General features: G+C 69.9%; 12 protein-coding genes. 3 read left to right on the top strand and 9 right to left on the bottom strand.

Annotation, left to right across the window (positions count from 1 at the left end):
• Window positions 1–91: 91 nt before the first annotated feature.
• The 4 genes from glpQ to SAOR_RS16610 all read right to left on the bottom strand — a co-directional run bounded on the left by glpQ (window position 92) and on the right by SAOR_RS16610 (window position 3,206).
• Window positions 92–1,228: a glycerophosphodiester phosphodiesterase gene (gene glpQ, locus SAOR_RS16625; protein ID WP_245965522.1), complete on the bottom strand. Its 1,137-nt coding sequence runs from the start codon at window positions 1,226–1,228 to the stop codon at window positions 92–94.
• An 84-nt stretch (window positions 1,229–1,312) separates the two neighbouring features.
• Window positions 1,313–2,203 (bottom strand): acyl-CoA thioesterase II, encoded by an 891-nt coding sequence (gene tesB, locus SAOR_RS16620; protein ID WP_123632396.1) that lies wholly within the window; start codon window positions 2,201–2,203, stop codon window positions 1,313–1,315.
• A gap of 74 nt (window positions 2,204–2,277) precedes the next feature.
• Window positions 2,278–2,751: a PaaI family thioesterase gene (locus SAOR_RS16615; RefSeq protein WP_123632395.1), complete on the bottom strand. Its 474-nt coding sequence runs from the start codon at window positions 2,749–2,751 to the stop codon at window positions 2,278–2,280.
• Window positions 2,748–3,206, bottom strand: coding sequence for a PaaI family thioesterase (locus SAOR_RS16610; RefSeq protein ID WP_123632394.1), 459 nt, complete (start codon window positions 3,204–3,206; stop codon window positions 2,748–2,750). The genes SAOR_RS16615 and SAOR_RS16610 overlap by 4 nt, the downstream gene beginning before the upstream one ends.
• A gap of 309 nt (window positions 3,207–3,515) precedes the next feature.
• Here SAOR_RS16610 and SAOR_RS16605 point away from each other — a divergent pair, with 309 nt between their 5' ends.
• The 3 genes from SAOR_RS16605 (at window position 3,516) to SAOR_RS16595 (ending at window position 6,934) form a co-directional block, all read left to right on the top strand.
• On the top strand, window positions 3,516–4,103 hold the full coding sequence (locus SAOR_RS16605; protein WP_123632393.1) for an LON peptidase substrate-binding domain-containing protein: 588 nt from the start codon (window positions 3,516–3,518) through the stop codon (window positions 4,101–4,103).
• A 69-nt stretch (window positions 4,104–4,172) separates the two neighbouring features.
• A complete protein-coding gene (locus SAOR_RS16600; protein ID WP_245965521.1) occupies window positions 4,173–5,972 on the top strand; it encodes a L,D-transpeptidase family protein in 1,800 nt (599 codons plus the stop codon).
• Between the two features lie 17 nt (window positions 5,973–5,989).
• Window positions 5,990–6,934, top strand: coding sequence for a D-Ala-D-Ala carboxypeptidase family metallohydrolase (locus SAOR_RS16595; RefSeq protein ID WP_245965520.1), 945 nt, complete (start codon window positions 5,990–5,992; stop codon window positions 6,932–6,934).
• 528 nt (window positions 6,935–7,462) lie between these two features.
• Here SAOR_RS16595 and SAOR_RS16590 read toward each other — a convergent pair.
• From SAOR_RS16590 to SAOR_RS16570, 5 genes are all read right to left on the bottom strand, one after another.
• Complete coding sequence (locus SAOR_RS16590) at window positions 7,463–8,431, bottom strand: DUF302 domain-containing protein (protein ID WP_184947644.1); 969 nt, start codon at window positions 8,429–8,431, stop codon at window positions 7,463–7,465.
• Between the two features lie 85 nt (window positions 8,432–8,516).
• Entirely contained in the window at window positions 8,517–9,548 is a 1,032-nt protein-coding gene (locus tag SAOR_RS16585) for an ion transporter (RefSeq protein ID WP_123632392.1), read from the bottom strand.
• Window positions 9,545–11,053, bottom strand: a complete 1,509-nt coding sequence (locus tag SAOR_RS16580) for a patatin-like phospholipase family protein (protein ID WP_245965519.1) — start codon at window positions 11,051–11,053, stop codon at window positions 9,545–9,547. The genes SAOR_RS16585 and SAOR_RS16580 overlap by 4 nt, the downstream gene beginning before the upstream one ends.
• Before the next feature lie 265 nt (window positions 11,054–11,318).
• Window positions 11,319–11,687: a hypothetical protein gene (locus tag SAOR_RS16575; protein WP_123591548.1), complete on the bottom strand. Its 369-nt coding sequence runs from the start codon at window positions 11,685–11,687 to the stop codon at window positions 11,319–11,321.
• A gap of 67 nt (window positions 11,688–11,754) precedes the next feature.
• Window positions 11,755–12,768 carry a ligase-associated DNA damage response exonuclease gene (locus tag SAOR_RS16570; RefSeq protein WP_123632391.1) on the bottom strand — a complete coding sequence of 338 codons (1,014 nt, stop codon included), beginning with the start codon at window positions 12,766–12,768 and terminating at the stop codon, window positions 11,755–11,757.
• Between the last annotated feature and the right edge of the window lie 8 nt (window positions 12,769–12,776).

The raw sequence follows: 12,776 nt of genomic DNA, 5'->3' as shown, positions 1-12,776 counted from the left end.
GGGGCGTGGCGCACCCAGAGTCGGCGGTGTGCGCATCGCCGGAGACGATCTGCGGTCTTCAACATGGCGCTCGTACGGAACCCAATGAACGCTAGTCGCGCGGATACAGCCGCGGGCGATAGTCGGGACGCAGGACCTCGACCGCGATATCGGCGAAGTCGGTGAACAGGCCATCGACGCCGTACTCGAAGTAATAACGGCGCAACTCGTCCTCGAGCCGCGTGTCGCCGGCCGGCAGCTGATCGGCGCGGAAGGTGTAGGGATGCACCTTCAGCCCGCGCTGGTGGGCGTGCGTGACGAGCGCGCCGTCTGTGGTGGCGATGCGGGTCTTGTCCGGGCCGATGCCGTCGGCGTAGGTCGCGATCGCGTCGAGGCCGTCGGGCGTGACCATGGCGTCGTAGGCCGCGCCGTCGCCGATGAGCTGGATCATGGGCAGATCCGAGCCGAACACGCTGCGCATCTCGCGCAGGTTGTCGAACCCGAAGCTCTGGATATAGACGCGGGCGTCGCGGCCGGTGTAGCCGTGGTCGGCCAGCATCTCGAGCAGCGCGGCCTCCAGCGGCAGATGCTCGTCGTCGTGAAAGACCGGCGCCTTGGTCTCGGGATAGATGCCCACCGCACGCCCGGTCTGGCGATTGAGCGCGGCCACCATCTCGATGAGAGCCGCGAGGGTGGGCACCTGGAAACCGCGGGCGTCGGCGGAAAAGCGCCCGGGAAACACGCGCCCGCCGTCGGCGCCGGTGCGCTCGGTCGCGCTGAGCTGGCGGATCTCGGCGAGGGTGAAGTCGGCGGCGTACCAGCGGCCGTCGTCGCGGGCGCGATCCGGGAAGCCCCGTTCGACGTCGGTGGTGGATTCCAGATGGATGTCGTGCAGGCAGATGAGCTGCGCGTCGGCGGTCATCACCACGTCCGGCTCGATATAGTCGGCGCCGAGCGCGTAGGCCATGGCGTAGGCGGGCAGCGTGTGTTCGGGCAGATAGCCCGAGGCGCCGCGGTGGGCGATCACGATCCGCTCCCGGCTCATGTCGTGGCCTCGTGCCTGGCGCCGGGCGTGATCGCGGCCACGCGGCCGGAGGGCGCGCTCGGGGCGATCCGAAGCCCGTTCATCGACGCGCTCGTCCGGCGGGCCGCCCATGGCCGCGGGCGCCGCGGCCGGGCCGATCAGCGCGGCACAGACGACCAGCACGAACCGGTCGATGCGCCGGCGGTCGCGGCGGAATGTGGCCATCTCGGCCCCCGATCGAGGCGCAACCCTGGCGCCCGAGTCTGGCGGGCCCGGATGACGGCGACATGACGACCATCGCTCGCGGGCTCAGCGCGGCTGCTCGCGCTGGCGGATCAGCCCTTCCTGCACGACCGAGGCCACGAGCTCACCGGCGCGGTTGAAGATCAGGCCGCGAGCCAGGCCACGCGCGTCCTGGGCGCCGGGGCTGTCCATGGAATAGAGCAGCCAGTCGTCGACCGCGAATTCGCGATGGAACCACAGCGCGTGGTCGATGCTGGCCATCTGCATACCCGGGCTGAAGAAGGAGACGCCGTGCGGGAACAGCGACGTGGCCAGCAGGTTGAAGTCGCTGGCGTAGGTCAGCACCGCACGGTGCAGGGCCTGATCGTCGGGCAGGGGCGCCTTGGCGCGCAGCCAGACGTGCTGCTCGGCCTCGCGCTTGTCCGGGTCCAGCATGTTCCAGGGCCGCACCGGGCGCATGTCGATGGCGACCTCGCGCCCGACCGCCTCCCGCAGCGACTCCGGCACCCGGTCGAGCGCGTCCACCCAGGCGTGGCGCAGTTCGTCGTGGCTGGCCAGCTCCTCGGGGCCGGCCACGTCAGGCATGCTCATCTGATGGGTGTAGCCGGACTCCTCGACGTGAAAGGAGGCGAGCATGGAAAAGATCGGCCGGCCGTGCTGGATAGCCTGCACCCGCCGGGTGGCGAAGCTGCGGCCGTCGCGGATGTTGTCCACCTCGTAGACGATGGCCGCGCCCATGTCGCCCGGACGCAGGAAATAGCCGTGCATGGAATGGGCGAGAAAGGCCGGGTCGACGGTGCGCGTGGCCGCTACCATGGCCTGGCCGGCGACTTGGCCGCCAAACACGCTCTTGCCGCCGAGATCCCGCGAGCTGCCACGGAACAGACGTTGTTCGAGCGCTTCCAGATCGAGCTGATCGAGCAGATCCTGGACCAGATGATGACCCTCGCTGGGCATGGCGTACCCCCGCCGAAACCGGCAAAAACCCCGATTCTAATCGATCGCGGCGATCGCGAGCGCGGGCACCGCGTTCAGTCGCCGGGTGCGGGCGTCGTATCGTCGTCGTCGAACGCCCGCAGCAGGAAATCGGCCCGGGCGAAGGCCACCGGCGTATCCCGCGACTGCTGCCAGCATTCGGCCTGCACCTGCGCCAGACGGCGCCCGGAACGGATCAGCCGGCAGTCGGCGATGCAGTCGTGCGGGCCGGCCGAGCGCCAGTAGTCGATCGCGAAATCGATCGCGTAGGGCAGCCGCGGCTGGGCCTCGGCGATGAGCACGTCCAGCTGCATCGCCAGTTCCAGAAAGCCGGCGACGGTGCCGCCGTGCAGCGCCGACTTGCGGGCGTTGCCGATGAGTTCATCGCGATAGGGCATGCGATAGCGGCGGGCCTCGCCGTCGTGCTCCACGCCGATGCCGAGGTAGCCGGCATAGGGAATGGCCGCGATCAGGCGCGCGTAGTCGGCGGCGGCGACCGCCGCCCGGACGCGCTCGCCGCGGGCGCTCATGCCAGCACCGAGCGGCCGGTGCGCATGAACGCGGCGGTGCAGCGGGCGGTCGGGCGCTCGCGATCGCCCTGGTGCAGCGTGGCCTCGGCGAAGGCCACGCACTGGGTGACGTGATAGCACTCGGCCTCGATCTCCAGCGCCCGGCCGGCGACCGCGGGCCGCAGATAGTCCATGCGCAGATCGATGGTCGCCACCGACTCCAGCCCCGAGATGGCCAGGAACACGGCCAGCCCGCAGGTCGAATCCGCCGCGGTGGTGCCGATCGCGGTGTGCCAGAGCCCGGCCTCCGGATCGCCGAGAAAGTCCGCCCGGTAGGCCAGCGTGGTGCGAATGCGCTCGCCGGCGACGTCCGCCACCTGCAGGCCGATCGCCTGGTTGTGCGGAATCATGCGGTTGAAACGCCCGGCGATGGTCTCGCGGACCGCCGGGTCGCGCTTGTCGATGTCCTCGCCCATGGCCGGTGAGCCTAGCCGCTGCCCGCGCCCCTGTCACGGTTCGCAACGCGACAACGCCCCAGCACGTAGAATGGCCAAAGAGTCCCCGGCGACGGCAGACGCCGGCGCCGGGGCCACGCATCGCCATCATCCTGTTTCACGTGGTTCTCGTGCCCTCGGCGAAGCAAGCAGCGGTCGGATGCACGGCGCGCCGTTCGCCGGCCCGGGGTCGAGCGGCAGAACGCCGCAGGTGGCCGCTTTTCGCCCCGAGGCCGGCTCTGGCGATACGACACAAGATGCAATGAGGTCACCGAGCCGATCGGCACCGTTATGGATCATTCCGAATATCCCCTGTTTCCCCTGTCCACCGTGGTCTTTCCCGGCGGCATCATGTCGCTGCGCATCTTCGAGCCACGTTATCTGGACATGGTCGCCCGGTGCATGAAGACGGGCACGGGGTTCGGCGTGTGCGCCGCGCAGCCGGCCGCGGAGGGCGCATTCAGCGCGCCGCACGCCGTGGGCACGCGGGTCGACATCGTCGATTTCGACCGCCTGGACGACGGCCAGCTGGGCATCACGGTCGAAGGCCGCCGCCGCTTCGAGCTGACCGCCTCGCGCCAGGCGGAGGACGGCCTGTGGTGGGGCGAGGTCACGTTCATCGACGAATCCGCCGATGCCGCCTGCCCGATCGAGTTCACCGCCCTCAAGCAGATCGCCGCGGCGCTGATCGAGGAAGTCGGCCTGCCCTACGACAAGCAGGGCAGCGACTACGACTCGGCCAGCTGGCTGTCCGCCCGGCTCACCGAACTGCTGCCCTTCGACGCCGCCACCAAGCACGACCTGCTGGCCACCGACGATCCGCTGGAACGGCTGCGCCGCATCCGACCCATGGTCGAGATCGAGAACGCCCGAAGCTGAGCCGCTGTCGCCGGGTCCCCGGCTGCGATAGCATCCGCGGCCGGGGACCCCAAAACAAAGACACATCACGTGAAATCGGCACGCAACGGCCTGATGGCCGGACTCATTCTCATGACCGCGGCCTGCGGCGGCGCACCCGAACGCACGGACGCCGAACGCACGGCCCGGGACCGGACGGATTCCAGCGACACGGCCTCCGAGGCCGCCGAGCCGCAGGCCGGCGCGGCCACCGCGCGGGCGATCCGCGAGCGCACGCGCGCGCTATCGGAGGCCACCGTTGACGCGGCGCTGGCGGACTACTACGCCGCGCACGATCACGCGCCCGCCTGGCTCGACGCCGAGGGTCGCCCGCGAGAGGCGGTCGAGGCTCTGCTGGCGGCTGTCGCGCGCGCGGATCGGCAGGGCCTGATCGCCGCCGACTACCGCGCCGATGCCCTGGCGCGGCGCGCGGAGGCGGCCCGCACCGATCCCGAGACCCTGAGCGCGGCCGACCGCGCGGCACTCGACATCGCCCTCAGCCGCGTGTTCGTGCAGTACGCCGCCGACCTGCACGAAGGCCGGGTCGAAACCGGCGACCTGCGGCCCCGCTGGTACGAGGATCTGCCGCCGGCCGACTACGTCGGCGCGCTCGAGCACGCCGCCGTGAACGGCAATGTGGATGCCGCGCTGTCCGAACTGCGCCCGCCGCACGACGGCTATACGCGCCTGGTCAAGGCGCTCGCCGACTATCGCGCCATCGCCGACGACGGCGGCTGGCCCACCCTGCCCGAGGGGCCGCTGCTGGAGCCCGGCGTACGCGACGCCCGCGTGAACACGCTGCGCGAACGCCTGCGCCTGACGGGGGATCTGCCGTCCGGCGACAACACAGCACCGGCGCCCGACGACGACTCGCCAACGGCCGCATCGACCGACACCGCCACCGAAGCGGAAACGCGCGCACCGCGCTATGACGACGCCCTGGCCGCGGCGGTCGAGCGTTTCCAGCGCCGCCACGGCCTGGCCGTGGACGGCCGCGTAGGCGAACAGACGCTCGCCGCGCTCAACGTGCCGGCGACGCGGCGGGTCCGCGACATCGAGATCAACCTGGAGCGCTGGCGCTGGCTGCCGGGCGATCTCGGCGAACGCTACATCATGGTCAACATTCCCGAATACCGGCTGCGCGCCTTCGAGGACGGCCGTCCCGCGCTCACGATGAAGGTGGTGGTCGGCGAGACCTACAACGACCGCGCGACGCCCGTGTTCTCGGACCGGATGCAGTACGTGATCTTCCGGCCCTACTGGAACGTGCCGCGTGGCATCGCGGCCGAGGAGATCGTGCCGGAGGCCCGGGCCGAGCCGGGCTATCTCGAGGCCAACCGCTACGAGATCGTGCGCGCCTTCGGGCCGAACGCGACCCCATTGGAGCCCAGTAAGGAACGCCTCACACAGGTCGAGGCCGGCGAACTGTTCATCCGCCAGCGTGCCGGCGCGCGGAACGCGCTCGGCCTCGTCAAGTTCATGTTTCCGAACGAATACGCGGTTTATCTCCACGACAGCCCGGCCGAACGTCTGTTCTCCCGTACCGAGCGCGCCTTCAGCCACGGCTGCGTGCGCGTCGCCCGGCCGGACGATCTCGCCGCCTTTGTGCTGGACGGCCGGCCGGACTGGGACGCCGGGCGCATCGACGACGCCCTGCACGAGGGCTCGCGCAAACGCGTGGATCTGGCCGAGTCGATCCCGGTCTATCTGATGTACTGGACCGCCTTCGTCACCGACGAGGGCGTCCAGTTCCGGCCCGATCTCTACGAACACGACCGCCGCGTTGACGAGGCCCTGCGTCAGGCCGCGACGACTGTGCCGTCGTCCGACCAGGCCGCCGAGGCGGCCTAGGCCGGCCGATGCATCGGGTGCGGACACTGTGCCTGGTGCTCGCGCTCGTCGCGGGCGCGGCGATCGCGCCCGCGGCCGAGGCCCGGGACGCGCCGCCCTCGCGCTTCACCGTGCACGCCGGCGACCAGCGCGAAGGCGGCGATGTCCTCGCCGCCTTCGTCATGCCCGGCCGGACGCTGCCCATCCGGGCGACGGGCCTGGCCGCCGGCCAGGCGGCCGTGCTGCAGACCGGCGGCCGCGGTCGCATCACCGGCGTGCCCGGCAGCCGCGCCTGGCGCTGGCGCGCCCCCGAGCGGCCCGGCCTCTACCCGCTGGTGGTGCACGCGGAGGGCGGCACCGCGGAGGTACGCCTCAACGTCTTCGTCAAGACGCCGGTGGATCACGCGCGACGCACGCTGGACGGCTTTCGCATCGGCCGCTACGAACCGCAACCCCAGGCCGGGCGGCCCGACACGGCGCCGCCGGCGGGGCTGATCCGGGTGACGCCCGCCAACCGCGATACCCGCCTGTCGCCGCATTTCCGGCTTGACCAGTTTCTCTGCCATCAGCAGCCGGAGCACTGGCCGAAGTACGTGCTGGTGCAGCCGCGACTGCTGGACAAGCTCGAACGCCTGCACGGCGCACTCGCCGAGGCCGGCTTTCCCCTCGACACCATCACCGTGATGAGCGGCTACCGCACGCCCTGGTACAACGCCGACATCGGCAACACCACCCGCTACAGCCGACATCTGTTCGGCGGCGCCGCCGACATCTACGTGGACGCCGACGGCGACGACCGCATGGACGACCTCAACGGCGACGGCACCGTCGATACCCGCGATGCGGCCTGGCTGGCGGATCTCGTGGAAACCGTGAACGCGGCCCATCCCGAGCTGATCGGCGGCCTGAGCGCCTACCCGGCCAATGCCCACCACGGGCCGTTCGTGCACATCGACGCCCGCGGCTACCGCGCGCGCTGGTGAGCCCCCGAGCGATCCGCAGCGCCGCTCACGGGAATACGGACGGAGGCCTTCAACACGCCATGCGAACGCCGCGTTGGAGACCGCACCTCGTGTTCCACAAGGCGCGAGTTGCCGATCGCAGCGCACCATGATCAACACGTGCAACGCTGCCGGGCACCCATGGTTATCAACCCGGCACGAAAATAAGTTCATGCCGGGTTGATAGAGCAAGCATGCGCTAGCGTGCTCGCAGCGGCCATAGGCCGCGAAGCGCTTGAAAGTAGAGAACAAAATTGCGCCGGCCTCTATTTTTAAGCGCGTTGAAAACAGCTGATGATTCAGCTGTTTTGGCGCCGGGTTAATAATTTCACGGGCAGCCCAACCCGAGGGTCCAAACGCCCCATGAATTGGCAAGGTTCGGCAGGCAGCGCCGTTGCACGCGGGCGGGAAAGTGACTGTGCGGCGCGCACGACGTTGTCTTGCCGCCCAGGGTCCATTTTCCGGAAGCGCCTAGCGACGGGGCGGGCCCGCATGCCGTATTGACGGGCGCTAGAGCGGCTCGCTGCCGGCGGCGCCTGCGGTCGTGGCGTCCGCGGCGGTGTCGGCCAACGCCTCCAGGCGCTCGGCGAGATCGGCCACGCTGTCGTCGCGATCGGTGATGCCGTGGCGCTCGGCGATGAAGGCGGGATCGTTCCAGTGGATGGCGACGGTGCCGTCCTCGGCCTGGGTGACGAGCAGGCGCAGCGGCAGATCGATGCCGGCGGTCTGGGCCCCGCGCAGCAGCGCGGTCGCGTCCTCGGGCGCGGAGACGAAGAACAGGAAGGCCGGGTCCAGCGCACGCCCGGTGCTGTTGGCCCGCGCCTGCAGATCGACACGATCGATCAGCCCGAGATCGGCGTCGTCGTTGATCGCGGCGGTGAGCGCATTCACGGTGGCCGCGAAACCGGCTTCACTCTCGCGCTGTTCGATGCCTTCGCTCTCGCCGATGCCGGCCGCGGAATCGGGGTCTTCGACATCGGCGGCGGCCGCCTCTTCCGCGATCGCCTGCTGTTCGTCCGCCAACCCCTCGAGCGCGCCGTCCTCGGCATCGTCCAGATCGTGCCGGGCGGCCAGATAGGCCGCGCTGTTGTAGGCGATGCCGGTCTCGTCCGCGCCGTCACGGTAGACGAGCATGGCCGGGGGCAGATCCAGCGCGGCCCTGGGGTCGGCCGCGATCAGCGGCGCCGTACGGTTGACCGGATCGTAGATGAGCACGCGGGTGGGCCGCAGGCTGCCCGTCACGCCGGCCGCATTCGCGCGATGATCGACGGCGATGATGCCGACAGTGGTCCGGATTGAAATCGCGTCGACCAGCGCATCGTAGCTGTTGTCGAAACTCCGCTCCGAGGCCACGAGACGAAGGCCGGGCACGCGGGTCTCGGCCACCGGCGGCGTGCCGTCGGCTTCGTCCGCATCGTCGCCGCTCAGCCCCAGCTCCTCGCTCCAATCGCAGCCGGCCAGCACGAGGGCCAGAAGCATGCAGCAGGTCGCCGCGACCGCACGGCGGGATCGATGGCGAGGGTGGTGCATGGCGGCTCTCATCCGGTGACGTTGTCCCCCGAGATTACTCGAAGTGCTCGCGCCAGCGCTGCACGGCGACCTGTTCCTTGACCAGATCCAGCACTTCCACGATCGCGTCGCGCAGCTCGGAGGTCTCGGCGATGTCCTCGTCGACGAGCCGCGAGATCACGCTGTCGGTGACGTTCTGCACCAGCGCGTCGAAATCCTCCGAGGACAGCCCGGCCACGGCCTCATCGAGCACGTTGTTCACCGTGTCGGTGATCGTCTGGTCCAGCGCCTGGCTGACGAAACTGCCCAGCATCGGCACCCGCTCGAGATTCTTCAGCGCCGGGTTCTGCTCCACACCGCGATTGACCACCGCGGCGACATAGGCCTGCAGCTGCTCTCGGTTGGCCTGATAGGCGCTGACGATCGCCTCCTCCAGATGCGTGCTGGCGGACTGCACCAGCCGCTGCCGGCGCGGCTGGACGACATCGCGCACGACCTTGCGCGAGAGTTCGTTGCCGCCGTGCTGAAGCTCCTCCTGCGCGCCGGAGAGCACCTTGATCACCACGCGGTCGGAGATCTCTTCGACCACGATGTCGTAGTAGATCATCGCGTGCTTGTAGACGGCCCAGTTACGGACATCGATGACGCCCAGGCGCTGCAGCCGCACGACGATCGAGATCACGCGCAGCACGCGCAGCATGCGGAAGCCGGCCACCGGAATGCAGCCGAGCACGTCGTACCAGCGCACGAACGGATAGAAATACCAACGGTAATGGCGTTTCTCAGCGATCGCCAGCGCCCAGCCGGCAAGCACATCGGTCACGAAGATGGCGACGAAGACCAGGTCGATGGTGACGAAGTTCTCGTGGACCGCGCTCTTGTACCACTGGTGGCCGGCCGGCCAGACCGCCTCGAACAGCCCGGCGAACGAGCCCACGGCGAACAGGGCATCGAACAGGATCAGCGCGAGATTGGCCGAGACCAGCGCGATGATCGAGAAATCCCACAGCAGGTAGAGCCGCTCGCGCGGCGTCCGCCGGCCGTCTGCGATGTCGCCCGGGCTCGGGGCCTCGTCGCGTATGGTCACGAGGCGCGCGCGGCCGGCGCCGCCCGGTCGAGCGAGACGGGGCGCAGCATTTCACGCACTTCCGGTAGATGGCGATCCATCTCCTGATAGCCCCAGCCCACGGACAGATCGAGCGCGTCGCCCCCGGGCACGATATTGAGCGGCGAGAGCGTCTCCTGGAAACGCACCATGGTGTCGGCATAGACGCGGTTGACCCGCATCTGCATCTGTACGGTCTGCATGATCGGCCACAGCCAGAGGTTCTTGGGATCCATTCGCGGGAAGAAACAGTCGAACGCCAGATAATAGGCGTTGCGGGTGCCCGCTCGCCCGGCCGCCACACCGCGCCAGGCGGTGCGCGCCGGCACGTTGTCGGCGACACCGCCGTCGACGATGGCGGCCAGTTCGTGCCGCGCCATGAGCTCGGCGAAGATCTCGCGGGTCACGCCGGCGCCGGGGCCCGGCTCGTACTGCAGGATGCTGGGCACGGCCGCCGAGAAGCCGGCCGCATCCACGGCGTGCACCTGACGGGTATCGCTGTCGCGGCCGAGCACGATGGGCTCGACCATGTCGGCGTTGAAGAACTGCAGCAGCCGGGTGAAGCGGGCGGCGACCTGCAGCCACATCGGCAACCAGCGGGCCATGCCGGTCTCCGGCGAGCGGATGTCCGAGGGCAGGCGCTCGTAGGGCCGGCGGCGGATGCCGGCGACCACCAGATCCAGCGGAATCTCCATTTCATCGAGCCGCAGCGGCCGGCGCAGATCGCCGATGGCCATGCGCTGATGCAGCGCCCGCAGATGCAGATGCAGCAGCCCCGGCATGCAGAATTCGCTGCGCCGGCGCACGGCGCTGAAGATGTCGGCGTTCTTGACCCGGCGCGCGAACTCGACGTACTCGTTGACGTCGCCGTGGCGGCGCTGGGCGCGGAAGATCCCGAGTATGGCGCCGATCGAGTTGCCGACGATGTAGTCGGGAATCAGTCCCGCCTCCATCAGCCGCGCATAGGCGCCGGCATAGACGTAGCCGGCGCCGCCGCCGCCGCCGGCGACCACCACCAGCGCCCGGCGCCCGGCCTCGCGGTCGAGTGCGGCGGCGTCGAAGTCGTCCCGGTGATCGGCCAGCAGACGCCGGCGCAGCTCGATCGCCCGGGCGCGGACCTGGGCGGCAGCCTCGCGACAGACGGCAAGCTTGGCCTCGGCCGCCTCGCCGCCGCGCAGGCTGTCGTGCAGATGGCCGAGCAGCCAGCCGCGAAGCGGGGCGACGGCCTCCGGGTTGACGCGCACGTCACGAGGCTGACCGGCCGGTCGGAAGACGTGCAGCCGCGCGAGCCCGAAGGCATAGCGCAGACATTCGTAGTCCGCCGGCGCCAGCACCGACGGCGCGGCCAGCCAGGCGCGAACGAGCGAACGCTCCATGCGTTGGAGCTGCAGGCGCTCGCGCTCGTCCCGGGCGCGGCCGTCGCCGGCATCGGCCGAACGACCGGTACCCGCGGGCGTGCTGACTTGCGTTCTGGCCCGTCCCCCCAAATCGGCGCTCCCGGCGTAGCTTATTCCGTGTCAGCAGAGTCTGCCCGAGTCACCCAGGCACAGCACGCCGCCGGTGGCCTAGCCATCGACAAGGCTGCGACGCCACACCGGCGTCCTGAGTCAGGCACCCCGTGAGCGAAACCGGTGCCGACCACCCGCGGTGTTTCGTGGTTGCAACGAGGTTTCCACCCCGGGCGGCGTGGCGTGCCCTGTATCCGACCGCCTCTCGTTTCGCTGACGACACGAGCAAAGGTAAAACAACGCACTAGCAACGGACACCGCCGACACGGCCGAGATAGCACTGGTCGACGCACTCGGCCTGATGGACGGTCGACAGCGGCTCACGGATCGGGAGGCCCGCGCGGACGGCCTCGGCCGGCGCTGCGTCGTCGGTGAACGTCGCCGAGCGACATCGGGAACCGACGTCCGGCCCCCGCCGATGGGGGCCGGGCGGATCGTGCGGGACCCGGAACGCGTCGAGCCGATCGGCCCGACGCAGGCGCACCGGCTCGGTCTCGGCCCGGCCGACCACGGCATCGCCGACATGGCCGACGCGGGCATCGATGATGCCGTCGCGGCAACGCGTCGCGGCGTTGTTCCGGACCCATCCCGTCGCGAACCTCGCTCGAACCATGGTGGCTGCCTCATGCATCGTGCACTACCGAATATCAGCATAACGCACCGGATACGCGCCTGCGGGATCAGTCGGCCGCGGCCTCGTCCTCGGCGCTGTCGGCGTATTCGGTGGCCAGCGGGCCGGCATCGATGCCGCGCTCACGCAGGTAGGCCACCAGCACGTCGGTACGCCCGTGGGTGGCGAGCACGCGCGTCGCGCCGGTCTGTTCGATGGTCTCGATCAGGCCCGGCCAGTCGGCGTGGTCGGAAAGCACGAAGCCACGATCGTAGCCGCGCCGGCGGCGGTTGCCGCGGATACGCATCCAGCCGGAGGCGAAACCGGTCTCGTGGCGCTTGAAGCGGCGCATCCAGCGCGAGCCCGCGGCCGAGGGCGGCGCCATGACCAGCGCGCCGCTGAAATCGGCCCTGGCGCCCTGGGCGCTGACCGGCTCGGTGGGGAGCATGTGCACCCCGGCGTCGCGATAGATCCCGGTGAGCGGCACCAGCGCGCCGTGCAGATAGACGGTGGCCTCGGTATAGCGGGTGAGCTCGGCCAGCAGCCGCTGGGCCTTGCCGAGCGAATAGCCGAACAGCACGCTGGTCTTGCCGGCCGCCGCATTGGCCTGCCACCAGGCATGGATATCGGCCGCGACCACGGCGGTATCCGCCCAGCGATAGACGGGCAGCGCGAAGGTCGCCTCGGTGATGAAGGTATCGCAGGGCACGACCTCGAACGCCGCACAGGTCGGGTCGCGGTCGCGCTTGTAGTCGCCGGAGGCGACCCAGACTTCGCCGCCCGCCTCGACCCGGATCTGGGCGCTGCCGAGCACATGCCCGGCCGGATGAAACGACACCCGCGCGGCGCCGAACTCGAGGGTTTCGCCGTAATCGACACCCACAAGATCGATGTTCTGGCCCAGGCGCTTGTAGAGAATCGGCGCCGAGGCGGCCGTGGCCCAGTAGCGGCCATGACCGCTGCGGGCGTGATCGGCGTGCGCATGGGTGATCAGCGCGCGCGGCACCGGCCGCCAGGGATCGATGTGGAAATCCCCGGCGCGACAGTAGAGCCCCCGGTCGGTGACCTCGATGACGGCGGTCATGTGCCTGC

The organism is Salinisphaera orenii subsp. orenii MK-B5 (genome assembly GCF_003788635.1).
Taxonomy (GTDB): Bacteria; Pseudomonadota; Gammaproteobacteria; order Nevskiales; family Salinisphaeraceae; genus Salinisphaera; species Salinisphaera orenii.
This window is presented reverse-complemented; position numbering and strand designations above follow the sequence as displayed.